The 23,843-nt window shown below is 31.9% G+C and carries 24 protein-coding genes and 5 pseudogenes; 8 read left to right on the top strand and 21 right to left on the bottom strand.

Annotation, left to right across the window (positions count from 1 at the left end; all coding sequences use genetic code 11):
- Nucleotides 1-15 precede the first annotated feature (15 nt).
- From JCM7501_RS07230 to JCM7501_RS07210, 5 genes and pseudogenes are all read right to left on the bottom strand, one after another.
- A pseudogene (locus JCM7501_RS07230) lies at nt 16-570 on the bottom strand (lytic transglycosylase domain-containing protein).
- 23 nt (nt 571-593) lie between these two features.
- On the bottom strand, nt 594-1,190 hold the full coding sequence (gene coaE / locus JCM7501_RS07225; protein WP_028991508.1) for a dephospho-CoA kinase: 597 nt from the start codon (nt 1,188-1,190) through the stop codon (nt 594-596).
- Nucleotides 1,191-1,201: 11 nt separating this feature from the next.
- Nucleotides 1,202-3,820 carry a DNA polymerase I gene (gene polA, locus JCM7501_RS07220; protein WP_028991509.1) on the bottom strand — a complete coding sequence of 873 codons (2,619 nt, stop codon included), beginning with the start codon at nt 3,818-3,820 and terminating at the stop codon, nt 1,202-1,204.
- Between the two features lie 150 nt (nt 3,821-3,970).
- Nucleotides 3,971-4,996, bottom strand: coding sequence for a DUF4349 domain-containing protein (locus tag JCM7501_RS07215; protein WP_256201263.1), 1,026 nt, complete (start codon nt 4,994-4,996; stop codon nt 3,971-3,973).
- The gene (locus tag JCM7501_RS07210; protein ID WP_012994892.1) at nt 4,996-5,571 is read right to left on the bottom strand and encodes an RNA polymerase sigma factor; all 576 of its coding nucleotides are present in this window, start codon (nt 5,569-5,571) and stop codon (nt 4,996-4,998) included. The genes JCM7501_RS07215 and JCM7501_RS07210 overlap by 1 nt, the downstream gene beginning before the upstream one ends.
- A 298-nt stretch (nt 5,572-5,869) precedes the next feature.
- On the opposite strand from JCM7501_RS07210, the gene JCM7501_RS07205 reads away from it, so the two are divergent.
- Entirely contained in the window at nt 5,870-6,868 is a 999-nt protein-coding gene (locus tag JCM7501_RS07205; protein ID WP_256201262.1) for an amino acid permease, read from the top strand.
- Nucleotides 6,840-7,190: a hypothetical protein gene (locus JCM7501_RS14675; protein WP_256201261.1), complete on the top strand. Its 351-nt coding sequence runs from the start codon at nt 6,840-6,842 to the stop codon at nt 7,188-7,190. The genes JCM7501_RS07205 and JCM7501_RS14675 overlap by 29 nt, the downstream gene beginning before the upstream one ends.
- Before the next feature lie 102 nt (nt 7,191-7,292).
- On the opposite strand, the gene JCM7501_RS07200 is transcribed toward JCM7501_RS14675, so the two are convergent.
- Nucleotides 7,293-7,709 (bottom strand): PspC domain-containing protein, encoded by a 417-nt coding sequence (locus JCM7501_RS07200; RefSeq protein ID WP_012994890.1) that lies wholly within the window; start codon nt 7,707-7,709, stop codon nt 7,293-7,295.
- Nucleotides 7,710-7,741: 32 nt separating this feature from the next.
- Nucleotides 7,742-8,023: a LiaI-LiaF-like domain-containing protein gene (locus JCM7501_RS07195; protein ID WP_012994889.1), complete on the bottom strand. Its 282-nt coding sequence runs from the start codon at nt 8,021-8,023 to the stop codon at nt 7,742-7,744.
- A gap of 107 nt (nt 8,024-8,130) precedes the next feature.
- Between JCM7501_RS07195 and JCM7501_RS07190 the strand changes: the two genes are divergently transcribed.
- Together JCM7501_RS07190 and JCM7501_RS07185 are read left to right on the top strand one after the other, a co-directional pair.
- Entirely contained in the window at nt 8,131-9,054 is a 924-nt protein-coding gene (locus JCM7501_RS07190; protein ID WP_012994888.1) for a glycosyl hydrolase family 18 protein, read from the top strand.
- A 77-nt stretch (nt 9,055-9,131) separates the two neighbouring features.
- A pseudogene (locus tag JCM7501_RS07185) lies at nt 9,132-11,269 on the top strand (YcdB/YcdC domain-containing protein).
- 65 nt (nt 11,270-11,334) lie between these two features.
- On the opposite strand, the gene JCM7501_RS07180 reads toward JCM7501_RS07185, so the two are convergent.
- The 6 genes from JCM7501_RS07180 to JCM7501_RS07160 form a co-directional block, all read right to left on the bottom strand.
- Nucleotides 11,335-12,003: a hypothetical protein gene (locus tag JCM7501_RS07180; protein ID WP_012994886.1), complete on the bottom strand. Its 669-nt coding sequence runs from the start codon at nt 12,001-12,003 to the stop codon at nt 11,335-11,337.
- Nucleotides 11,996-12,652, bottom strand: a complete 657-nt coding sequence (locus tag JCM7501_RS07175; protein WP_012994885.1) for an ABC transporter ATP-binding protein — start codon at nt 12,650-12,652, stop codon at nt 11,996-11,998. The genes JCM7501_RS07180 and JCM7501_RS07175 overlap by 8 nt, the downstream gene beginning before the upstream one ends.
- 22 nt (nt 12,653-12,674) lie before the next feature.
- The gene (locus JCM7501_RS07170; protein WP_012994884.1) at nt 12,675-13,061 is read right to left on the bottom strand and encodes a hypothetical protein; all 387 of its coding nucleotides are present in this window, start codon (nt 13,059-13,061) and stop codon (nt 12,675-12,677) included.
- A 46-nt stretch (nt 13,062-13,107) separates the two neighbouring features.
- The gene (locus tag JCM7501_RS14670) at nt 13,108-13,560 is read right to left on the bottom strand and encodes a hypothetical protein (RefSeq protein ID WP_256201260.1); all 453 of its coding nucleotides are present in this window, start codon (nt 13,558-13,560) and stop codon (nt 13,108-13,110) included.
- A 131-nt stretch (nt 13,561-13,691) separates the two neighbouring features.
- The gene (locus JCM7501_RS14665; RefSeq protein ID WP_256201259.1) at nt 13,692-13,949 is read right to left on the bottom strand and encodes a hypothetical protein; all 258 of its coding nucleotides are present in this window, start codon (nt 13,947-13,949) and stop codon (nt 13,692-13,694) included.
- 366 nt (nt 13,950-14,315) lie between these two features.
- A complete protein-coding gene (locus JCM7501_RS07160; RefSeq protein ID WP_054644831.1) occupies nt 14,316-14,921 on the bottom strand; it encodes a TIGR01440 family protein in 606 nt (201 codons plus the stop codon).
- Between the two features lie 203 nt (nt 14,922-15,124).
- Between JCM7501_RS07160 and JCM7501_RS07155 the strand changes: the two genes are divergently transcribed.
- On the top strand, nt 15,125-15,721 hold the full coding sequence (locus tag JCM7501_RS07155) for a superoxide dismutase (protein WP_012994880.1): 597 nt from the start codon (nt 15,125-15,127) through the stop codon (nt 15,719-15,721).
- A 233-nt stretch (nt 15,722-15,954) separates the two neighbouring features.
- On the opposite strand, the gene mntA is transcribed toward JCM7501_RS07155, so the two are convergent.
- The 4 genes and pseudogenes from mntA to JCM7501_RS14645 form a co-directional block, all read right to left on the bottom strand.
- Nucleotides 15,955-16,410, bottom strand: coding sequence for a type VII toxin-antitoxin system MntA family adenylyltransferase antitoxin (mntA, locus tag JCM7501_RS07150; RefSeq protein WP_012994879.1), 456 nt, complete (start codon nt 16,408-16,410; stop codon nt 15,955-15,957).
- Nucleotides 16,411-16,500: 90 nt separating this feature from the next.
- Nucleotides 16,501-17,419 (bottom strand): annotated as a pseudogene (gene sppA, locus JCM7501_RS15880) (signal peptide peptidase SppA).
- A 10-nt stretch (nt 17,420-17,429) separates the two neighbouring features.
- A complete protein-coding gene (locus JCM7501_RS14650) occupies nt 17,430-17,678 on the bottom strand; it encodes a hypothetical protein (RefSeq protein ID WP_028991512.1) in 249 nt (82 codons plus the stop codon).
- Nucleotides 17,668-18,042 carry a hypothetical protein gene (locus tag JCM7501_RS14645; protein ID WP_054644830.1) on the bottom strand — a complete coding sequence of 125 codons (375 nt, stop codon included), beginning with the start codon at nt 18,040-18,042 and terminating at the stop codon, nt 17,668-17,670. Before JCM7501_RS14645 ends, JCM7501_RS14650 begins: the two co-directional genes overlap by 11 nt.
- 259 nt (nt 18,043-18,301) lie before the next feature.
- Between JCM7501_RS14645 and JCM7501_RS07125 the strand changes: the two are divergent.
- Nucleotides 18,302-19,453 (top strand): annotated as a pseudogene (locus tag JCM7501_RS07125) (amidase domain-containing protein).
- A gap of 21 nt (nt 19,454-19,474) precedes the next feature.
- Here the strand turns inward: JCM7501_RS07125 and JCM7501_RS07120 are convergent.
- The 3 genes from JCM7501_RS07120 to JCM7501_RS07110 all read right to left on the bottom strand — a co-directional run bounded on the left by JCM7501_RS07120 (nt 19,475) and on the right by JCM7501_RS07110 (nt 20,815).
- Complete coding sequence (locus tag JCM7501_RS07120; RefSeq protein ID WP_012994876.1) at nt 19,475-19,951, bottom strand: HDIG domain-containing metalloprotein; 477 nt, start codon at nt 19,949-19,951, stop codon at nt 19,475-19,477.
- 390 nt (nt 19,952-20,341) lie between these two features.
- Nucleotides 20,342-20,542, bottom strand: coding sequence for a hypothetical protein (locus JCM7501_RS07115; protein ID WP_012994875.1), 201 nt, complete (start codon nt 20,540-20,542; stop codon nt 20,342-20,344).
- Between the two features lie 21 nt (nt 20,543-20,563).
- On the bottom strand, nt 20,564-20,815 hold the full coding sequence (locus JCM7501_RS07110; RefSeq protein ID WP_012994874.1) for a YkuS family protein: 252 nt from the start codon (nt 20,813-20,815) through the stop codon (nt 20,564-20,566).
- A gap of 233 nt (nt 20,816-21,048) precedes the next feature.
- Between JCM7501_RS07110 and JCM7501_RS07105 the strand changes: the two genes are divergently transcribed.
- Both JCM7501_RS07105 and JCM7501_RS07100 read left to right on the top strand, forming a co-directional pair.
- Entirely contained in the window at nt 21,049-21,954 is a 906-nt protein-coding gene (locus JCM7501_RS07105; RefSeq protein WP_012994873.1) for a M23 family metallopeptidase, read from the top strand.
- Nucleotide 21,955: 1 nt separating this feature from the next.
- A complete protein-coding gene (locus tag JCM7501_RS07100) occupies nt 21,956-22,354 on the top strand; it encodes a bactofilin family protein (RefSeq protein WP_012994872.1) in 399 nt (132 codons plus the stop codon).
- Between the two features lie 21 nt (nt 22,355-22,375).
- Here JCM7501_RS07100 and pdxR read toward each other — a convergent pair.
- Nucleotides 22,376-23,808, bottom strand: a pseudogene (gene pdxR, locus JCM7501_RS07095) (MocR-like pyridoxine biosynthesis transcription factor PdxR).
- Between the last annotated feature and the right edge of the window lie 35 nt (nt 23,809-23,843).

Here is a 23,843-nt window from a genome sequence, read left to right as displayed (position 1 = left end):
ATAGTAATCTTCATATCAATTTTTAGTTTCATATATGAACTTATAGATCTCGTAAACTGCTAATACCTTTTTTATATATTTATTTGTCTCAGGAAAAGGAACAATATGTAGTTGTTTACCATCTTTAGAAAATCTTTTATCTTTAAGCCATGCATCTACATTTCCACTGCCTCCGTTATAGCCGCTAGAGCCAATTTAATATTTCCATTAAAAGTTTTAAGAAGATAAGTCAAATACCACGTTCCCATTTGAATATTATATTTAGGTTCAAAAAGCATACTATCGCTGTAATTTTTTATCCCTATTTCTTTAGCAATCCATTCTCCAGTTTCTGGTAAAATTTGCATTAACCCTCTAGCATTTTTGCTGGAAATTGCATCGCTTTTAAAATTACTTTCGACTTTATCACAGCAAAAATAAGATAGGGTCCATGCCATACTCTTTTGCGTAATAAAATACATAATTATAGTATTTACGAGGATAAATTTTTTTTAAAAAATAATGAGTATTTAACTCGTAAGTAAACAATAGACTTAATAGTATTAAGATTGCCGCAACTTTTTTTCTCAAAGTAACTCCTCCGATATCATGATTTACGTTGCAAATCTTCCCCAAAATAGTGTAACTTGTTTTTCCATAGCTTTAAAATCTTTGCTATTGTTTATTATAAAATCTGCGTACTTCATTTTTTCGTCCAAAGGCATTTGGCTTTTTATTCGGTTTATTGCATCCTTATAAGAAAGCTTATCCCTTTCCATAACCCTCTTTATTTGAGTTTTTGAGTCTACTACTACTAACCAAACCTCATCTACCATTTTATAAAGTTTCATCTCAATTAAAAGAGCTGCATCTAATACAATTGCCTTTTGCTGATTTTTTTTTCTTTCTTCTTCTATTTTTTCTTTTATCCTCTCTATTATTATGGGATGAGTAATTTCATTTAGTTTTTTAAGCTTTTTTCTGTCAGCAAACACAATATTGCCTAATTTCTTTCTGTCAATTTCGCCGTCTTCCTTTAAAATTTCTTTTCCAAAATATTCTACAATTCTATTATATGCTTCTGTTCCTTTTACCATTATTTCTCTTGACACAATATCTGCATCAATTACCACAGCTCCCATCTTTTTTAATAGCTTGGATACAGTACTTTTACCTGAGGCAATGCCGCCAGTAAGTCCAATTACTTGCATTTTTGCACACCTCACTTGGCCAAAAACCAATTAGGCCCTACGCCAATTTCAACAACCAGAGGAACTTTTAATTGCACTACATTTTCCATATTTTCTTTAAGTATCTTTTTTATGATATCTACTTCATCCTTATAAGTATCCACTACAAGCTCGTCATGAACTTGCAATATAAGCTTAGACTTAAGCTTTAATTTTTTTAAATCGTTGTATACCTTAACCATTGCCATTTTTATTATATCAGCCGCACTTCCCTGTATCGGAGCATTCATTGCTAACCTTTCGGCCTGCGATCTTTGAGTAAAATTTCTTGAGTTTATTTCAGGAATATATCTTCTTCTGTTCATTATTGTAGTCACATAGCCATTTTCTTTTGCAAATCGTACTATTTTTTCAATATATTCTTTTACTCCTTTATATCTTTCAAAATAATTATTTATGTACTCTTTTGCTTCTTTTCTTGATATTTTAAGGTCTCGAGAAAGCCCATAATCGCTTATGCCATATATTATGCCAAAATTTACGGCTTTTGCTGCTCTTCTCATCTCCGGTGTAACTTTTTCCATAGGAACTTTAAAAACCTCCGAAGCTGTCCTTAAATGTATATCTTCATTATTCATAAAAGATTCTATTAGCTTTTCATCTCCCGAAACATGTGCTAAAACCCTCAGTTCAATCTGAGAATAATCTGCTGAAACAATATATCCATCTCTACTCCTCGGAATAAAAGCCCTTCTAATTTGTCTGCCAAACTCTTCTCTTATAGGTATATTTTGTAGATTTGGCTCGGTGCTGCTTATTCTACCTGTAGCAGTAACCATTTGTTTAAAATTAGAATGTACTCTATTGTTTTCATCCATAAGAGGCAAAAATCCATCTATATAAGTAGATTTAAGTTTTGTAAGTTGCCGATACTCTATTATATCGCTGACAATATCATTATAAGGAACCAATTGTTCCAAAACTTCAGAATCCGTAGAGTATCCTGTTTTTGTTTTCTTTATTACTGGTAAGTTTAACTTTTCAAACAAAAATTCACTTAATTGCTTAGGTGAATTTACATTAAATTGATATCCTGCCTCTTTATAAATTTTATCTAGTATTTCTCCTATTCTATCATCTATCTTTTGTGAAAGCTCTTTTAGAACTTCTTTATCCAATGTAAAACCACTTACCTCCATTGATTTTAAAACTTCTACAAGAGGCATTTCTATTTCTAATAGAAGTTTTTTCATATCCATCTCTTCAATAAAATTCATCAGCTTTTCTTTTAAATCAAATAGATACACACATCTACTGCAAATATAATCAGCAAGTATGTTTTCGTCAATCTCTTCAATTTTCTTTTTATCCCTACCTTTGCCAAATATTCCTTCATAAGAAGGCACATCTACCTTTAAATATTTTTTTAGCACACGGTCTAAGTCATAGTTAGACTCAGAAGGATTCAGAAGATAAGCCATTACAGCAGTATCTATGTACTTGCTTTTACACTCTATTCCTTTATAAGAAAGCCTCACTAAAAAATCCTTTATTTCATGGGTTGTAAATTCAAAATCTTCTTTTTCAAAAATCTCCTTTAAATCTTCTGTTTGGAAAACGTCAATATAAACCGTATCCTTTCCAAAAGAAAAGGCTATTTTTTTTATTTCCCCTTCATAAATTAACGGGTAAAAAGCAATATTTCTGTTATCTTGCAACAAAGTTACTAATTCTTTTATATCTACTTTTGACCATTTTTCAACTTTATGATTATCTACAATCTCTATGCTACTTTTTTTCTTTATGTTATCAATTAAACTAAAGAATTCTAATTTATTAAAAAGCTCTAAAAGCTTCTCCTCATTAAATTTTTTTACTTTATACTCCTCAAAATCTATCTCAATGGGAATGTCTCTTTTTATAGTAGCAAGCCTCTTACTCATTATAGCTAACTCTTTATTGTTTTCTATATTTTCTTTTATTTTACCTTTAAGCTGAGAAAGATTTTGGATCAAATTTTCAATTGTTCCAAAATCCTTTAATAGCTTAATCGCAGTTTTTTCCCCTATATTAGGTACTCCAGGGATATTATCAGATTTATCTCCCATAAGCCCTTTTAAATCTATAAACTGCTGAGGAGTTATTCCATACCTTTCTAAAATAGCCTTTTCGTCAAACTCTTCCATCTGAGTAATACCCTTTTTAGAAATTTTTATCTTCACTTTATCTGAAACTAATTGAAGAGCATCTCTGTCTCCTGTAACTACAAGCACTTCCATTCCTTTTTCCTCTGCCAGCTTTGAAATAGTCCCTATAATGTCATCAGCTTCATAACCTTCTAATTCTAATGTCTTTATATTAAAGCCATCTATAATTTCTTTCAAATAGTCTACTTGTTCAGCAAGTTCTTCAGGCATAGCTTGTCTTGTAGCTTTGTAGTCTTGATATTCTTTGTGTCTAAAAGTAGGAGCTTTTTTGTCAAAAGCAATAGCTATGTAATCAGGTTTTTCCTCCTCGATAAGTTTTATAAGCATCATAGTAAAACCATACAGAGCATTTGTAGGCAATCCCTCACTTGTAGTAAGCATGGGCAAGGCATAATAGGCTCTGTACATGAGGCTACTTCCATCAATTATTAAAAATTTATACATTAAATCACTCCCATTTTTATTTCTTTGTATTTTAATATACCGCAAAAAAAGAAGATGTAAATTGTCATCTCCTTTTTTTGAAATAGATATACACTTTATAACCGATTAAAGCCAGTACACTATAAGGCAAAATTATCACCAATATTATTATCAACTTTTTATAAAAAATATTAAAAAATTCATATTATTTATAAATGCTTCTTTTATACCTTTACCAATTCCCTTAAAAGAAACTATAGCTAAAGGTTTCTCATCTTTAGGTATCTCTTTTATTGAAAGATTTATGGTTGCCAGACTCGTAAGATTTTCCCATAATTTTAGCTGTCCTTCCATTGACTCTATTTCACTTCTTATCCTGTTTATTTCAGATTCTACTTCAAGCATTTCCTTGACTGTAGTAGCCTTATTCATGATGTCTTGAAGCTTTTGTTCCTCTACTTCCAAATTTTTTAGCCTTGCTTGTAAGTCATAATACTGGTCTGTAATGTCTTTGCTGTCAATCCTTAAAGCTGTTACTTTGCCAAAATCTTTAATTTGAGAAATCACACTTTCAAATTTATCTTCCCGCACCTTCAAAACAACATTTACCCTTTTGATATTATCACTGGATACTGTTTCCTCAGAAGTTTCAATAAAACCTTCTGCTTCTTTTACTAACTGAAAGACTTTATCATAACATCCATTGACGTCTTCTACTTCCAAGGAAATGGTTGCATTCTTTGTAATTTTCCTTGAAGTTCCTGCTGGCAATCCTCTTTCATTATTAGCTCCTTCTTTCTGAGGTAAGCCATAACTCTGTCCCATTTCAATGTTAGCTAAAGGAGTATTAGACTCAATTTGTAAGGATTTATTAAATGTATTCACTATAAATACTGTCATAAATATTAAAGATGTCGCAATAGCTACTATTGTTAACGTCTTTTTTAGCCTTTCTTTTTTCTTCTCTAAAAAATTTTTATGATAAATCAATTTTTGATGTAATTTTTTATTAAAATCTTCAGGAAGTTCTATAGGAGGCATATTTTTTAAATTTTTTATTATTTTCTTCTGCAGATAATATTCCTTTTTGCAACTTTCACAGCTTTCAAGATGCTTTTCTAATTCTTCTTTTTGTGCTTTATCCAATTCATCGTCTACATATTGTGGTATAAGCTCAAGTACCTTTTCGCATTCCATCATAGCTGCCCCCTTTCTTCTAATGATAAAAATTCTGATAATGACTTTATTCTCTCTTTTAAAAGATTTCTTGCCCGCCATAATCGAGACTTTACAGTACCCAAATTTAAATTCATTATCTTGGATATTTCTTCATAGTTTAAGCCTTCTATATCCCTTAAAATCAAGACAATTTTATAATCTGCAGGAAGTTTGTTTATTTCTCTCATTAACATTTCTGCAGTTAATCTTTTATCTAACACCTCTTCAGGAGTTTCAAAATCTTTTATTTCATTCTCAAATTCTTCTATTTCTTTAAAATTACTTTTTTCCACATTTCTTTTTCTTAAATAATCTATAGCGCAGTTTATAGCAATCCTATAAAGCCATGTCCTGATACTGCTATTTCCCCTAAATTTTTTTATATTTAAATACGCTTTAAGTAAAGTCTCCTGAGTAAGGTCTAATGCTTCTTCCTTGTCAAAAACAATTTTCAATATTACGTTATATATGTATTTCTGATGCTCACTTACAAGAATTTCAAAAGCCTCCGTCTCCCCTGCTTTTGCTCTTCCCAACAAGTCCTCCCGTCCCACTTTCCAACCTCCCTTTTATCAATTTGGACGTAAAAAAATAAAACTTGTTCCCAAATATAAAAATGGCACTATAGAGAAAATACATTTTGTAAGAAAAGGTCAATTTTGATTGATACATATATTAATAATACGACATAATTTTACTTTATCCTTCTAATTTTGAAAATTTTTGATAATGAAGTGAACAAATAGATATGATTATAGATTCTACAGTAAAATGGAATGGCACGAAATAAAGTAATAATAATAAACTAAAACTAATTTGCTAATAATAATATTAACAAGCGGAGGTGTAAATATGGAAAAAGGTGAAATATCTGTAAATGAATTAGTGCTTATTGGTGTCGGAGGAATTTTGGGAGCAGGATTTTTTTTGGCCAGTGGCATTGCAATTCATACTGCTGGCCCTATTGTCATACTCAATTATGCTGTATCAGCTTTTATCATGTCACAAGTTTTTTATGCATTGTCACAAATGATTACTCACAAACCGGTAGAAGGCACTTTTAGAGTGTATGCAGAAGAAATTTTAGGCGATATTGGAGGTTTTTTAAGTGGCTGGGTGTATTGGACGGCAGGCGTTTTCATAATGTCCAGTGAAGTTACTGCTTCAGCTATATTTACTAAATATTGGTTTCCAGAAATGCCCCTTTGGTTTTTTGCATTTGTTTATTCTATACTGGTCATAGGTATCAATTTGATGGGAACAAAAAATTTTGGAGAAATTGAATCATGGTTTTCTACTATAAAAATAATTGCTTTATTTATTATCGTCATAGTGGGAATTCTTACAATAATGGGCTTTTTTACAAAAACCCCCACTGTAGGAATTAAAAATCTCTATGCTTACGGCGGATTTGCACCTCACGGAATAAAAGGATTTTTAGGTGCGATGCTCATGTCATTAATTCCCTTTGGCGGCGTAGAAGTTGTAGCAATGTCAGCAGTAAAAACCAAGGATCCTCAAAAATATGCTCCAATAGCTTGTAAATACATAGTATTTTTTCTTACAATACTGTATATTTCCTCAATAACTTTACTTCTAATGATAATACCATGGAACCACATTTCTATTAGAGAAAGTCCATTTATAAATCTTTTGGCTTTTACCAAAATTCCTTTTATAGCTTCAATAATGAACTTTGTAATACTTACAGCAGCTTTAACTACAATGAATGGTGCAATGTATGGAGTTACACAGGTACTTTACTCCTTAGGACAAGGTAGATTTGCTCCAACTTTTTTAACAAAAAAAAACAAAAAGAGATGTGCCCATATATGCTCTTGCCTTAAGTAGTTTTGGGCTTTTCCTAGCAGTTGTTCTTTCCTACATACTACCAAAAAACGTCTACGAATACATAACAAGCGCTACGGGATTTATACAATTTTTTAACTGGATAATAATACTTTACACATTTATAAAGTACAAACCTATTATGGGATATACCTCATCTTCAAAAAAAGAATGGTTTACAATAATTCTGTTAGTGATAGTATTGTTTTCTTCATTGCTAATACCAAAACAATCAATTGGATTTTTCGGAGGAACTATAATACTCCTAAGCCTCTTTTTCTTATACTACATAAGCAAAAAACTTAATCTTTTTGATGTATGGTAAAATCGCCAACAATATATCATATTTTTTGAAACTCTGTCACTTCTCTTATGTCTACTTATAAGGAAATAGCCACCTTAATATGACGAAAATAAAACCAACTCCCTACGTTTTTTTTAATAAAATCCCTAAACCAATTATGATCAGCAAAACAGGCCAAATAATTTTAAAACTCAACCAAGGTAATAATCTATCTAGCAAAAGCAATGCTCCTAAAATCACCAAAGCCCAACCTAAAACTTCGTTTACTTTGTTAGAATTATCTTCTGCTTCTACCGTACTATCTTGTTGGTGTTCTTCGGCTTTAGGCTCTTCTTCTACAATTTTTCCTTTTAATTGATAAGGATTTTCCGGTATTAATATCCAAGCAATGATATACGGAATCAGTCCAATACCACTAAATATCGCTAAAAGGCAAATAATTCTTACTAAAGTCACATCAATGTCCAAATACTCCGCTATTCCTCCACAGACTCCTCCTACCATTTTTTCCACCCTAGACCTGTACAATTTTCCACTCATATTGTGACCTCCAATCCAATATACTCTACTTATCATAAATCAATAAAATTCAAAGGAAACAAATAGAAAAACTTACCCGTAAAAATTAAGATTAAAATCGCCAATAATATAACTCCTATGTTAATATCACTCTTTTCATTTCCATATAATTTACTGCTAAATATCAGTTCTAAGCCCAGCAAAATAAAAAATATTGGCCATATCATTTTGTAAACTAAAGAAGGTATAAATACATTAAAATTCGGTAAAAGTAACAAAATCCCCATAAATATAAGAGAAAGTGCACTGGCTAAAATTCCTGTCCTTCTTTTCATTTTTACCATGCCTCCTTTACTTCACTCTATAAAACATTATACATATTATGAAAGTATAAAGTCAAAATAAAAAATTTTTATAAAAAATATCTTTGGAGGTGGTAATAATGGATAACAAATGGTATTTTGATATAGCTCCCGGCGCTGTTGATGACTTAAAAGCCCATGCAAAAGACATAACAACTCTCATTCCTTTTTGGTATGGAGTAAAAGAAGATGGAACCTTAGCCGACATGTCTTCAAATGAAGTCAAAAAAATCGCCTCTGATAACAATTTGCCTCTTTATCCTATAATCCACAATTATTCGGACCCAAAAAAGTCACAACTAATACACGACTTATTATCCTCTACCACTTTGAGAGATACTTTAATTGCAAGTATTAGAGATATGGCAGTTGCAAACAATTACCCCGGTATAAATATAGATTTTGAGTTTGTTCCCCCTGAAGACAGGTCAAATTTAAACACTTTTTTAGAAAACCTTTATACTTCCTTAAAAGCGGTAGGAAAAATTGTTACAATATCAGTGCCAGCAGAATTAAGTGATAACCCTCAGCATCCTTTTTCAGGTGCTTTTCAATATTCCTTTATCGCTCAAAATGCAGACCAGATATACATTCTCGCATACGATGAACACTTCTCACAGCCAGGGCCTATTGCTTCTATAGGCTTTGTCACAAATGTTTTAAATTATGCCGTAACAGTTATTCCACCTGAAAAAATATGGCTAGGAATGGCAGTATATGGCTACGACTGGACAGAAGGAATAAACTATCCTCGCACCCTCACATATGAACAGGCTGTAACTTTAGCTCGAAATCTTGGAGTAACTGTAATATATGATGAAACAGCACAAGAGTCCACTTATACCTACGTTTTAGACGGAAAAACCCATACAGTTTGGTTTGAAGATTCAAGAAGTTTTTCTGCAAAATTAGCTCTTGTAGACAGATACAAACTATCAGGAATAGCAATTTGGCGATTAGGTCAAGAAGACCCTGCTATATGGAATATTTTAAAAGAAAGGTAATTTTCTTTATCTTTTCAGGAACTTTTTCGATTTATTTACGTCTAACTAGAAAAAGATACTAAAAAAGGAGGTTTTTTATGAAAAAATTTACATCTCTTGTTATTGTCCTTGTTTTCCTGTTTGCACTTATGATGCCATCAAACACGGCATTGGCACAAGCTGATACAAAGATAAGTTTAAAGCAGGCAATTGAGATAGCAAAAGAAAAACTCGACATAAGTAACAGCGGCTATGACTTTAATTCCAACTATTATGAATACAATAATAAGAAATTCTGGAACCTTATGTGGAGCTCTTCAACTAAAGGCGATATAAGCGTCACAATTGATGCTGACACCGGTGAAATTACCAACTATTACAGTTGGAGCCCCATTGCGCAAGAACAGCCTAAAATCCCAAAATATACCCGGGATGAAGCAAAAAAAGTGGCAATTGAATTCTTACAAAAAGTAGCTCCTGAAAAATTTAAACAAACAAAAGAACAAATTAACAATAATAACTATGGTTACAATGAATACTATTCTTACGATTATAACTTCACGTTTGAAAGAGTAGTAAACGGTATGCCTTTCCCATATAACGCCCTATACGTCACAGTAAACAAAAACACTTTAAAAGTTACCTCTTACTCACTAAGTTGGGAAGATTATTCCTTCCCTGACCCTAAAGCCGCAATATCTAAAGAAGAAGCCATAAAAATATTTAAAGAAAAAATAGGTTTAAAACTTCAATACAACTTAGTTTACAACCAAGTGTACGGTAATGAACCTCAAGTAATACTAGTTTATGGTATATACCAAAACGCTCCTATTGATGCTATTACAGGAGAAGCAAAAACAAATGAATATTACTATATACCAATGTATGGCGGTGGAGGCGGAGGTAGCGACGCAGGAAGAGAAATCTCACAAAAACTCTCTCCGGAAGAACAAAAAGTAATCGAAGCCTCAGAAAAATATATATCAAAAGATAAAGCTATTGAAATAGTGGAAAAAAGCCTTCCTTTTTCAATAAGCGATTACAAGTTAACTAACGCAAACTTATATACTGGTTATGATTATCCTCCTGCTAAATCTAATCCTGTGTGGTCTTTTAACTGGACCTTAAACAAAGAAGATAAATATTACTATGTATATGCTACAGTTGACGCTGTCACAGGTGAACTTAAATCTTTTAACAAGGGCAGTCCTGATATAGATAATGTGCAAGGAAAACAATCTTCATACACTAAAGAGCAAATGAAAAAAATCGCCGAAGAATACCTTAAAAAAACAGTTCCTGATAAGTTCAGTAAACAGAATATCAAGAGGTAAATCTTCCCGAAGATTCTAAAATGATTAAAATGCCGACATATCCTTTCAGATATGTAGAAGTAGCAAATGGAATTTTGTGCTCTTTTAACACAATAAATGTTAACGTAAGCCCATATACGGGTGAAATAGTTGGATACTCAATCAATTGGACTTCTGTAAAGTTACCTTCCCTAGAAAACATAATAAGCCTTGATGAAGCTTATAAGATAATGTTTGACAACTCTGAATTTATATTAACGTACATTCCAGACTATGACCATAAATCTCCAGATAAACCGCCAACCATACGACTTGCTTATCAATCAAATTTTTACAACTATATAGACGCAAAAACTGGCCAAATTATAGATTCCAATGGAAAACCTGTAGTAAAAAAATCAGAAACTATTTTCACAGACATAGAGGGCAACTGGGCAGAAAAAGATATAAAACTTTTAGTACAATATGGCATTATTGACACTAAAGAAGATAAATATTACCCAGATAAGAACATACTTCAAAAAGACTTCATAAAAATGTTAATAAAAGCAATACAGCCTCCTTATTATGACCCGATACCAAAATCCCCAGATGATTATGACACCTACTACAGCATAGCTATAAACAAGAAAATTATAACAGAAAAAGAAAAGAATCCTGATGCTATAATGACAAGGCAAGAAGTAGCAAAGCTTCTTGTGAAAAGCTTAGGAGTAGGTTATATAGCCGACATTCCAAATATATACACAATAAGCTTTAAAGACAAAGATAAAATACCTAATAACATGATTGGATACGTAGCAATAATTACAGGCCTTAAAATTATGAACGGCTCAGGCGGTTATTTTCACCCACAAGGCCATCTAACAAGAGCACAGGCAGCAGCAGTAATCGTGAGATACCTACAATTAGATAAAATATAATTTAAAGGCACGGTCTTTCCGTGCCTTATAGTTTGTCTGCAAAGGTAAATCAAAGAGCTTCTAAATCATTTGTTGATATTTAAAAACTTTTCTAAAATTTGTTTTTTAATTTCATTATACCTGTTTAATTCGTCTTTACTATAGGCAATAACTTCATACTCTTCTATCTCCCTATAATAATATTCTTGTTCTGAAGAGAGAATTTTATCAAAAAAGACATTATTTGTGTTGTATTTATCAATACCACCATTGTGCGTCAACATATATATGTCTTTGTTTTTATAAAATGGATTATATTTCATATATTCAAGGTATGGCCATTTCTTTAAAAACAAAATGTATTCATCTCCATATTTCATAAAATTATATCCATTGTGAATAATAAAAAACTTATTTTTAAAGTTAAAAAAAGATGGTTCAAAAATATATATAGTTTTATTTTTTAAACTATCATTCCCTTTGTAAACAGAAACTACTCTAAACCCTACCAGAGTACTTAGATGTAAGAACTCTCTTTCAAGAGCTGTTCCTTTAACTATAACTTCTGAATCCTCTACCAAGTCTGAAAATGAGAAATTTTTCTCATAAAACCACGGTCCTCCCATTACTTTATACTCCATTAAATCATCCAAACTAATTTTTTGAGTATCAACAAAAGAAGCACGGACTATACCCCCAACAATCACCGCTATAATAATAGTGATGACTATAACAATGACATATATTTTATTCATCTTTAATTACACTCCCTACAGGATACACCCTTCCGGCCTCTACTTTAAACTTCTCATCACTTAAAATTTCTATATCTTCTTTAATATGACTGGCAATGAGGATTGTCGCTCCTCTTTCTTTCTCTTCCAGCAATATATTTCTTACTAGTTTAATGCCTTCTTCATCAAGAGAGTTAGTGGGTTCATCCAGTACAAGAAGTTGGGGTTTCTCCATTATCGCCTGTGCTATACCAAGCCGTTGCTTCATGCCAAGAGAGTATTTTTTGTAAGGTCTTTTATCATTAGGGTCAAGTCCTACTCTTTTTATGGCAGTTTTAATATCTTCGTCTGTAATAATATTTTTTATAGAAGCTAAAAATTTCAAATTCTGAAACCCTGTCCACTGCTCCCAAAAACCTACATTTTCTATTATTAAACCTAAGCTTTCAGGAAATGAAACATCTTCTCCAATTTTTTTGCCAAATACCTTAACCTCACCGCGAGTAGGTCTTATAAGACCACAGATGGCTCTAAATAACATTGTTTTACCAGAAGCATTCCTTCCAAAAAAACCATATATTTTTCCTTTTTCAAGTTCCAAGTTTATATTATCTAATATTGTTTTCCCTCCGATTATTTTAGTTAAATTATGTATTTTCACAGCTATCATCCATAATCCCCCTAATTTTCAATTATTTCCTATCAATTATCTCAACCGTTTTTATCATTTTTATCCCTGCCAAAATAATCAAAGCCAAATACATCCCTAATATAAGTAAAGACCAATAAAAGTTAAATCCCGGTATTACAGGAGCATCCAAAGGTTTAAGATATTTTTGCAAAAAACCGTCATTATGCCACACTAACACTGCTTGTAACACAGGATTGATTTTTATCAATAAATGTTGCAATGAATCACTTAATTTAATAAAAGCTGGAAAGTACATAAAAGTATACACAAGTAAAGTTATAAAAAGAGATATTTCAGTATTCATTATGTATAAAGACAATATATTTGTTAACAAAATAACTATTAGTATAACTATCACATTTAAAACAACGCTTACAGTACATATCAACGCTTTTTCCTCCCTATTGAAAACAGCATTTTATAAAACCACAACTTTAAATCTCTTCCCCTTTCGCATTTAATACAATCATAAACAGACTTGCTATCAACACTCCTAGTATTGAGTATTCAAATACCTTATAATCTAATCCTCCTATGCTGGGAGAAACATTTAAATAATAGCTCAAACAATAATTCGTCTTCCCTAATAGGGCAAATATAAAATTTTGAGTAAGAAATAAGATTGTAGGTAAAACAACAACTATATATCTGTTTACTTTCTTAAAAAATGATACAGCATAAGAAAGTACTGCGATTGTACCACCAAAAAAACCATCTAAAAAAATGTATAACAGGTTATGTAAATAGGGATTCAAGGTATGCAGGTTTTTAAAATAGATCTGTGTAAGATAATACTTATCATAAACAGGGTTACCGGCATTTACTTCAGAAATCGCATATAAAGGAAAAGCAATTATGTAAAGAAGTTGATCCAATAATAAAGGCAAAAAAATTATAATAAAACCCGAAAAAAAGACTACAATACCTTTACTTAAAACATATAAACTTTTATCACAGCGTGTAATAATGAAGTTAAGTACATTTCCTTTTTTATCTTCTAGATATGTATCTGCAAATACTATGCTAGCAGGTAGCGTGAGAAAAAAAGATAGTATATATCTCCTATATAACTAAAGTCTATGAAACGGACATTAGAATTAATATATCCTATCCACATTTGATAAGCAGAAGGCAACTCCGAAGTAGGAGCCTTATAGTAAGTCAAAGCCCTTAAGTCAAAAAGAGTACAAATTAACACAATCTCTAATGTCAACACCATGTTAAACTCTTTTTTTCTGAAAAGCTTAATAAATTCGGTTTTTAAAACAGCAGGCAATATAATCCCCCCTTCCACATATTAACTTTGCCACTGTGGTAAACCACAGTAGCAAAGTTAAGTCACTTGTTTTTAACACTCCTTTTGTTTTTCATTATACTATCCCCCTTTTTTCTTGAAATTCCTAGAAAATTACCTTACACTCTCCATTTTTAGAATAACATTCATCAAAAAATTAATCAAATATATACAAGTCTTTTTTTTTTCAAAATCGCCTTTTTAGGATAAAATACCCAATGATTTTCTAATATTTTTCAATAATACTTAATATTGCTCTTTTTTCTACCAAATCCTTAGGATTTATCTTTGCAATAAAATTATGTAGAATATATAAATATTATAAAAAGTTTACTTAAGACCCCCTTCTTAACCTCTGAAATATATAGAACTGCTAGTAATTTCTAGCAGTTCTATATTGCTACATTTTTTATATCTTGCCCTTTCTCCACCTATTAACTTAGGCCTTGTCCTTGCTGCAACAATTGTTGCCTCCCCTATTTTATTGCGACTCAATCTTACAGGAACTACAACAGGTCTTAAATGCATTCCTATGAGAACAAGCCCAATGTCAAGACCTGCATGACCTAATCCTTTTAAATTCTCTACCATTACAGGATTTTTATACTGTTCATAGGCATATGACTGCAAAGACCCACCAGCATGCTCATGAGGAATAACATTTACCACTTCAAGGCCGTATTTTTCTTGTGCCTCTTCTTCCAACAAAAGTGCCCTGTTTATGTGCTCACAACCTTGTACTGCAAGGTAAAGTCCTTTTTTATGTATTGCCTGCAGAATCGGGTCCATTACTGCTTTTGCCACATCAAGACTTCCTGCAGTTCCCACTTTCTTGCCCAATATTTCACTTGTACTTCCTCCTAAAACAAAAAGGCTTCCCGGTCTTAAATTCGCTATTTTCAATAACTCTTCTACAACCTCAGCGGTTTGCCTTGAAATTTCATTTAAATCCATTTGCCACACCTCCTAAACCTTATCCAAGTATCATTATAACACATTTTAATTTAAAGAAAGTGTAGTATTATAGATATATCTGTCTCAGATTTTGTAAGCAAATGTGTGAGTAGTTGACATTTTGCATCTATTAAAATTTTATATGTACCAATGACATATATCTTCACATATATTAAAATTAGATATGCAAAAGGAGGCATAGCATGGATAAGCTTGTAGCAAAAAAATATAACTTGATGTTGAGGGGAATATCCCAAAGAACTCTTGAAGAGCATTACAAATTATACAACAGATATGTAGATAAAACAAATGAAATACGTGAAAAACTAAAAACAGCCGACCGCTCAAAAGCAAATGCCAGTTATAGCGAATACAGAGAACTCAAATTAGAAGAAACCTATAATTTAGATGGAGTCAAACTCCACGAACTGTATTTTGAAAACTTAGGAGGGCCAGGTGGTACCCCAGATGACATAATAGCATCAATGATTACACTTGACTTTGGCTCCTTCGAAAACTGGAAACAGGACTTCATAGCTTGTGGAATGGCCTCCCGCGGTTGGACTGTACTTTGTTTTGACCCTATAGACTTAAAACTTCACAACTACCTTCAAGACCTTCACAACCACGGTATAGTGTCAAGAAGTGTACCTCTTCTCGTCCTTGACACTTATGAACACGCCTATTTTATAGATTATGGCACTGACAAAAAAAGCTATATAAATGCTTTTATGGACAATATAAAATGGGAAGAAGTAAACAGAAGAGTAACCTCTTGGATATACATGCATCCATTTTGATAAAACTACACAGGATTCAAAATTTCCGGATCCTGTGTAGTTTTTAAATTATTAAGCATTATTTACTCCTCTTTGATCATTAATATTTTTCTATAACTAAGCGAACTTTTCAAGATAAAATTTCAAATAAAGCTTCCCAATCTAAATCTCTCAAGGCTTTTATACCCTCAGCGCAAATATAGTGTACCATTTTTATGCCCCATCTTTATGCAGGTAGAAGTTGTTTTATATAATTAGAAAGACTTATCAATTTGCGGCGGATGACATCTTTGTAATTCATTTTTTATCCCCTTTTTTAAATAATTTTCTTCCAATTTTCTTAACTTTTTTACATCATCATAACTTTTGACAGAATACAAATAAAAATCTATATATGCTTCAGAATAAGCTTGATACAGCACTTTACAACTAGTTATAATTTCAAAACGCAAAAGTGGATCAGCATAGTTTAAAACTACAACGTCAATATCTTCCCTGTTGAAAATTTCTACAAGTTCTCTTAATATTGAGCTATACAGATTCATATCTATATTTTTATCAAATTTTATTCCAATGTCTAAATCGCTTGATTCACGGGCTCTTCCCTTTGCATAGGAGCCAAATATCAATATTAGTGAAATATTATACTTATTAACAAACTCTTTTAGCTTTTTTTTATCATAGAAAATACCATCTACTTTATAAAACATTTACTTCCCCTCACATAACAAATAATACAAAACATCTAGTCATACCATACACTCCTCAAGGTGAGATTTGTAAACTATCCTTTAAAGTTATTACTTATAATTCAGACTGTATTTATCAATAAACAAAAGCCTTAATATTTCAACTCCTATGTCTTCTAAATTGCTTTTTGCACCGCTTCCAAAAAGTATACTCAATGGAGTTGGAGTAGCGTAATATTTTAATACAGGCTTACCTTGCATACCTGCCTCTTTTGCAGCGATATCTACAGCGTCATAAAAATCCCCCAGTTTATCCACAAGGCCAACTTTAAGTGCCTGCCTTCCTGTAAATATTCTTCCATCTGCTAATTCTTTTACTTTATCTATAGGCATTTTTCTCCCTTCAGATACAATCTCTAAAAATTGCTGAAAAGTATCTTCTATAACTCCCTGCAATATCTTTTTCTCTTCAGGAGTTAAATCTCTTGTGGGTGAACCTATGTCTTTATAAGGGCCACTTTTTATCGTTATTTCTTTTAAGCCCAATTTGTCATACAACCCTTCGTAGTTAGTGTATTGCATTATAACGCCAATGCTTCCAGTTATAGTAGCAGGATTTGCCACTATTATGTCCCCTGCAGCAGCCACCATGTATCCCCCCGAAGCAGCAGCATCTCCCATTGAAACTATAATTTTTTTGCCAGTTTTTTTTAAGCTTTTTAAGCTCTTTATAAATCTCTATTGATTTTGCTGCAGAACCTCCTGGACTATTTATTTTAACTACAACTGCTCTTACAGCATTGTCTTCTTGAGCTTTTCTTATCTGTTCAACTGGGTCGTTTATATTTTGTGGAATTCCTAATATGTTTGTTGTCTGCCCTATAACTCCCTCAATCATTATAACACCTATGGTATTTGAAGCAGTAGCCACACCTTTATCCTGTTGTGGCATTGAAACAAACATTGATACTATTGAAGTTACAATTATCAATCCAATAACAATCAATCCTATCAAGGCTTTTTTACTCATTTTTCCTCACCTATTCTCCTTTATATAATCTTTTTACAAAATTTTTTGCCATTAAATATCCCGCAATATTTAACAAAATAAGCAAAATCTCTACTATCAAACTAATTATCACTTCACTAACGTAAAACCTTTTAAGAAACAAAGTCATTCCAAACATGCAACCTATCAAGAAAATAGTTGCTATCATGCTAAAAAGTACATTATTTAAATTCCCCTTCATAGCCTTTTGTGGATTTTCCCATTCAAAACTAGGCCTCAACTTCCTGCCCTAAAATCACTGCTTTAAAATACATTCTTTGCGCAAAAACAGCCAAAGCAATTGTAAATATTGCTGATATACCGATAAACAAAAGAAGGTTTAAAAAACCTGATAAAGTTTTGTAATCCGTTATAGATACGGCTCCCCATAAAGCAGGTGGAAAACTTTTAGATATTATTTTTGCAACATTGATATTCTGCAAAATAAAGCTAAACAATGTAACATAAAATTCCTGCCTGGCACCAATGCCATATATAAAGATTGCTGGTAGCATTAAAAATGCCAACGTAACATATTCATTCAATAAAATTATGCTATATTTTGACAAAACTATTTTATAAGGCTGTATAGGAAGAGGAAGCAAAATATTTATATCATAAGATGCCTAAAAATCCAAATATTTCACCAGGATTTACAACAAGGTCAATGTTGTCAACAGCTTTTATTTTACCTTTGTTATAAGATTTTGAAACACTTTTTAATTCTATCAAGTTTTACACCCCCATTTTCTCACTTTTCTATTATAACATAAAATTGCTCAAAATTTACCAACAAATATAGTATTAAAAAACTTTTAACCTTCATATTATTATTTTGAATTACATTAGCGAGGAGGAGAGCAATTGGATATCAAAAAATATCATAAACCAATTGGTCTTTTACTGGCATTAATTTTTTTTAACTTATTTTTCTGTATCTTTTTTTAATAAAACCGTGCAGACAGTTTCCGAAAACAAAGAAGAGATAAAACCAGTATTAGATGAATTTTTTAAAAAAAGAGGAAGTGTACTATTAAGTGGGGACTTAAAAGAAATAGAAGGTTTTTACGATATATCATCTACATATGGTAAATGGGCATTGGACCATGAAAGAAGAAGAATTGAATATGTTAAAGGATGGTCAGAAAAGAGAAATCTTAAGTTCACAGAAGCAGAATCCTTTTACAGGATAAAAAGCATAAAAGCTGGTGAAAGTTCAATTTGGGTGTATCTTGTAGAAACTATGAAAATGGGTTATGCCTACAATGCAAAAAGCGATATAATAAATTATATGGGTCTAGGTATAAGGCATTCAATACAACTTGTAAAAGTCGATGAAAAATGGCTTATAAGAAGAGATTGGTATTATGACCCTCTTGATGAAGATTCAGCTTATATAGACGCTTCTCCTGCCGAAGGAATACTTCCTGAAATTGCTCCTGCTTCTTCAAACCCACAAACCGAAGAAGAAAAAAAACCTGAAAAGAAAGGTAAATATGACAGGGAAGGAGCAGTAGCTTATGCCGATAAATACGCAGGAGCCGCTTGGGGAAGTGGTAATAATTATGAATATAATCCAAAATACAGAGATTATAACGGAATAGGGGGAGACTGTACTAATTTCGTTTCCCAAGTATTACACGAAGGTGGAGGACTTCCTATGGATTATGTATGGTTTTTCGACGGAAAAGACTCCTCCACTGCCTGGGCACAAGCCCCCTCTCTTTTTAACTATCTCATTTATACAGGGAAAGGTAAATTAATTGCAAAAGGATATTATATAGATATGGTAAAAGCTACTGAACAGCATCCAAAAGGAGCTATAGCAGAAATTGAAAAAGGAGACTTAATCTGCTATGAAGAAAAAGGAGAAATAGTTCACTTTGGAGTAGTTACAGGCTTTGATTCTATGGGGATACCTGTTGTAAACACTCACACTTCTGATAGATACCATGTTCCTTTGATTTGGGATGGGATAAAAGGGTAATTTATAGGTTTATACATATAAACGATTAAAGATAGAGAAAAACTCTATCTTTAATTTCTTTCATCTGCTTCTTGAAGTTTTATAATGTCTTCGTCTTTAGGAATTTTGTCATGATGATGCTTTACGATGTCTATTATTCTTTCATTTAGCCCAATTTCTTTACAGATTTGTGCACTATATTCTGTATGGTTATTATATATTTTTAGAAAATAAAAGTACCTTTCTAAAAAATTAGCCAAAAGAGGGAATTTATTAAAAATAACCGCTATTGCTTTTTTGAAAGGAGTAATTTCTGCTTTTATTTTCCCAATATCATGAAAAATAGCGGCCTTTAAAAGGTCATGCTCCTTTATCCCGTATTTATCAATTAGATAATAGCACACATCTAAAGAATGTCTCTTTTCATAAACAGGCAATTTTTTAAAGTATTCCAACTCTTTATCGTTTAAAAAATTCATTAAAAATTTATAGTCTTTTTCATAAATTTTGGCCCTTTTCGCTTTAAAATACTGTTTTATTCTATCCACAAAATCACCTTTATTCTAATATTATGTCTATCTCTTCAATTGTCTCCAATGCTTTACCTGTTTTTTATAATATCAAAACAAGTATTTATGTCAATATAAAGTTTCCTATTCCATTTCCTTTTTTAAAACCTTCTCTATACTCCATTGCCTGCAAAGCTGCTATAAGTTGTGTCGCTGCAACCCTTGTAGCGTTCTCTATTACTTTCCTCCCCTTTTTTACGGCAACAACCCATACTCACGCTTTTGAACCCAAAGCAGCAGATTTTTACGTTAATTCTTTGTCGCAATAAAACAAAAATGCGAGAGTTTTTCCTCTCGCATTTTTCCACTATTTTCAGTCCCGCACTTACCCATTTATTATTAAAAAAATCCTTTTAAAATTTCAAAATACTATGTTTGATCAAGGCTTGATAAAACTTTGTCAAAAACTCCTATTCGGCAAATTTTCTTGTTCCCATCCCAATGTCGACATATTTCGCAGCTTCTTTCTTGTAAAGATACAGACATAGTCAAATTATTTCCATAGCGAGATGGATCTAACTCAAAATCCTCACAACTTCTTCCTACAGCTTTCAATTGCTCAGTACTCACTACAGAATCACCACCTATAACTTATAGTCTTTTTATACTTTCTTCTACATCAAAGGGAGTCATTCCCGTCGCATCTATCACCGGGATATTTGTCAAAACATCATCTATGCCTAACATATTTCTACTTTGCCCCGTTATGACTATAGCATCATAGGCATTCAAATCATTTTTTTCTGAAAGAGTTTCTTTTAATTCTACAACCTCATATCCTTTTTGCTTTAAATAATCTTTAATATTGGAAAGCTGACTTTCTACTGCTATTCTTTTTCCCATCTCAACACCTCCTGTGATTCATTCAAATAGTAGTATTCTCCACATCGATTATTTTATACCTATAACTGTTTCTCCGAGTAAGAAACTAACAAAGATAAAAGCTACATTATTACCCAAACTAAAAAAGAATTTATCATAACATTATAAAAATTTAAAATTTGATTTTTTAGCAGGATTTTGATACTTTTGTATAGAATAAATATAGTTGTCCATTTTTTAGGGTGGAGGTACAAATGAAAAAGAGAAAAGAGAAATATCTCAATATTATGATTATTCCTGATTCAACTCAGCAAATCAAAAACTTTAAAATCTCTATTCCCCTTATAAAAACAGCAGTAATAGTAGCTTTTTCAATAATTATGGCTGCTACAGCTTTTTTAGTTTATTTTAGTAAAACAACTTTTTATTTATACAGTGTGATAGCGGAAAAAGAAAAAAAAATCGAGCAATTAACTTCCCTTATAGAAGAACAAGACAAAAAAATAGCTACTTTAGACAAAAATGCTCAACTGGTCAATGAAAAAATTAAAGACTTAAACGAATTAGAAGAAAAAATAAGACGCATGGTTGGATTATCAACTCCTACTACAAGCCGTGGCAGTATATCAAGAAGCATTAGATCCGATGCTAACATTTCCTTTGATAATGAAGTAACAGCCGAACTTATTTCACAAATAGATCAAAAAACACAAGATTTTCAAGACCTTATTACAAAAGTGTCAGCTAGACTTGATTATCTGGATTCAATACCCAGTGCTTATCCAGTATATGGTACCATAACCTCCATTTTTGGAAGGAGAAAGTCTCCTTTTGGCTCTGGAACTGAATTTCACGCTGGAATGGACATATCTGTACCTACAGGAACTCCAGTAAAAGCCGCTGGAAAAGGTGTAGTTACATATGCAGGATGGTTATCAGGATATGGTAAGGTAGTAATCATAGACCATGGGTATGGGATTAAGTCCGTATATGGTCATAATTCTGAAATTCTTGTCAGAGTAGGCCAAAGTGTGAAAAGAGGCGATATAATAGCAAAGTCGGGGAATACTGGAAGAAGCACTGGCCCTCATGTTCACTTTGAGATTAGAGTAAATGGCAATCCTGTAAATCCAATGAAATATCTCGCAAAGGAGAATTGATATGTTTCAAAAAAAAGAACAAATTATAGAAATTAATACTGACAAAATTGACACCGTCATAGGAAAAAATTCAGCTTTTGAAGGCACAATTAAATCAGAAGGAACTTTAAGGATAGATGGCAATTTTACAGGTCAAATAGAAACAAAAGGCAATATTGTAATAGGTGAGTCAGCAAAGATAGAAGCTAATATAAAAACTGATAATATAATCATTTCAGGCGAAGTAAAGGGAAATATATTTGCCAAAGGCCAGCTACAACTTACTTCTAGTGGAAAACTTTATGGAGATATAGAAGTACAAAACTTGATAATTGAAGAGGGAGCTATTTTTGAAGGAAAGTCTAAAATGACAAAGTCTTCTCCTTCGGATTTTAGCAAAAAAGATGAACAAGCAAAATAAAAAGGCCGCCTTACGGCCTTTTTATATTATAGGAAGATATATCCCGTTTTCATTAGATTCTCCTTCTAAAACCTCTTTCAGTATATCTACCCCCTTATCTATCTCCTCCAACTCACAAGAGGCAAAACTTAATCTCATAAAATTGGTCTCTTTTTTTATTGCAAAAAACATATCCCCTGGAACTATAAGTAATTTTCTCTCTAAACATTTAGAATACAAATTTTTAGCAGAAATATTGTTTTTAAGCCTTAACCAGTAGTAAAAACCTCCTTTAGGATATTCAAATTCTACATAATTTTTTAACATCTGAAGTCCATTACCCATATTTTCAAACCGTTTTTTCATTACTTGCTTTATTTCCTCAATATGATTTTTCCAAATATTTTCTCTAAGATATAAATCAAAGGCTCTTTGCATCAAACCTGAAGTAGATAAATCTGTCACATATTTTGCTTTTAGGAAACTGCTTACTAGCCTTTGTGGAGCAATTATAAAACCTAACCTCAAACCCGGCATGTATATTTTTGAGAAGCTTTTTATATAAATGACTCTGTCATATTTATCATAAGCTTTAAGTGGCAATATCTTTTCTTCAGTAAAGCTTAAATCACTGGCAAAATCGTCTTCTAAAATATAAGTTTCATATTTTTCTGCCAACTCTATCAGTTTCTTCTTTTTTTCCTCACTGTAGACAATGCCGGTAGGATTATGAAAATTAGGTATTGTATATACGAACTTTGGCTTAAATTTCCTTAACTTATCCTCCAATTCCTCTAAATTTATTCCATCTTTTTCTAAATCTACTTCTAAAATCTCTGCTCCTCTCGATTCAAAAGAGGCTAAAGCCCACGAATAAGTGGGTCTTTCAACAATTATGCTATCTTCAAAATTTATTAACGCTTTTGATACTACATCTATACCTTGCTGTCCCCCAGAAATTACTTGTATATTTTCAACATCAGTAAATATTTCATCTTTTTTTACAAATTCTTTTATAGATTCTCTTAATGGTTTATATCCTCTCGTGTCTTGATACTCAAAAGCATATCCTCCATCTCTTCTCAATACTCTATTGATTAAATCGCCAAAGTCCTCCACTGGAAAAAGCTCTGGATTTAAAGAGGAAGAAGCAAAATTTATAATTCCTTTCTTTAATGGAATTTCTCCTTGGTCTGTTAATTTAAAGCTTTCATCAAGGTCCTCCTCTTTTTTATATCTTCACAGACATAAGTACCGCTTCCCACCTTAGTATATACATACCCATTTTGTTCTAAAAGCTTATAAGCATTTATCACTGTAATATTGTTTACCCCCAACTCCTTTGCAAGGCTTCTTATAGTGGGAAGTTTATATCCACTTGGCAGACTGCCATTCTCTATAAATCTCTTTATTTGACTGTATAACTGAATATATAAAGGCACATTTTTACTTTTATCAATTGTTATTTTATTCATATCCATCCCTCACAAAATTGTATCGCTACAATTAT

Origin of the sequence: Thermoanaerobacter thermocopriae JCM 7501, assembly GCF_001310975.1 — a bacterium.
Taxonomy (GTDB): Bacteria; Bacillota; Thermoanaerobacteria; order Thermoanaerobacterales; family Thermoanaerobacteraceae; genus Thermoanaerobacter; species Thermoanaerobacter thermocopriae.
The sequence above is the reverse complement of the archived record's forward strand: the minus strand, read 5'-3'. Positions and strand labels throughout refer to the sequence as shown.

Excerpts from the sequence above, each read along its gene's own strand:
- coaE (WP_028991508.1), bottom strand. The coding sequence starts at position 1,190 with ATGCAAGTAATTGGACTTACTGGCGGCATTGCCTCAGGTAAAAGTACT.
- polA (WP_028991509.1), bottom strand. The coding sequence starts at position 3,820 with ATGTATAAATTTTTAATAATTGATGGAAGTAGCCTCATGTACAGAGCC.
- JCM7501_RS07215 (WP_256201263.1), bottom strand. The coding sequence starts at position 4,996 with ATGGAATGCGAAAAGGTACTTGAGCTTATACCACAATATGTAGACGAT.
- JCM7501_RS07205 (WP_256201262.1), top strand. The coding sequence starts at position 5,870 with ATGGAAAAAGGTGAAATATCTGTAAATGAATTAGTGCTTATTGGTGTC.
- JCM7501_RS07200 (WP_012994890.1), bottom strand. The coding sequence starts at position 7,709 with ATGAGTGGAAAATTGTACAGGTCTAGGGTGGAAAAAATGGTAGGAGGA.
- JCM7501_RS07195 (WP_012994889.1), bottom strand. The coding sequence starts at position 8,023 with ATGAAAAGAAGGACAGGAATTTTAGCCAGTGCACTTTCTCTTATATTT.
- JCM7501_RS07190 (WP_012994888.1), top strand. The coding sequence starts at position 8,131 with ATGGATAACAAATGGTATTTTGATATAGCTCCCGGCGCTGTTGATGAC.
- JCM7501_RS07180 (WP_012994886.1), bottom strand. The coding sequence starts at position 12,003 with ATGAATAAAATATATGTCATTGTTATAGTCATCACTATTATTATAGCG.
- JCM7501_RS07175 (WP_012994885.1), bottom strand. The coding sequence starts at position 12,652 with ATGATAGCTGTGAAAATACATAATTTAACTAAAATAATCGGAGGGAAA.
- JCM7501_RS07160 (WP_054644831.1), bottom strand. The coding sequence starts at position 14,921 with ATGGATTTAAATGAAATTTCAAGGCAAACCGCTGAGGTTGTAGAAGAG.
- JCM7501_RS07155 (WP_012994880.1), top strand. The coding sequence starts at position 15,125 with ATGGATAAGCTTGTAGCAAAAAAATATAACTTGATGTTGAGGGGAATA.
- mntA (WP_012994879.1), bottom strand. The coding sequence starts at position 16,410 with ATGTTTTATAAAGTAGATGGTATTTTCTATGATAAAAAAAAGCTAAAA.
- JCM7501_RS07110 (WP_012994874.1), bottom strand. The coding sequence starts at position 20,815 with ATGGGAAAAAGAATAGCAGTAGAAAGTCAGCTTTCCAATATTAAAGAT.
- JCM7501_RS07105 (WP_012994873.1), top strand. The coding sequence starts at position 21,049 with ATGAAAAAGAGAAAAGAGAAATATCTCAATATTATGATTATTCCTGAT.
- JCM7501_RS07100 (WP_012994872.1), top strand. The coding sequence starts at position 21,956 with ATGTTTCAAAAAAAAGAACAAATTATAGAAATTAATACTGACAAAATT.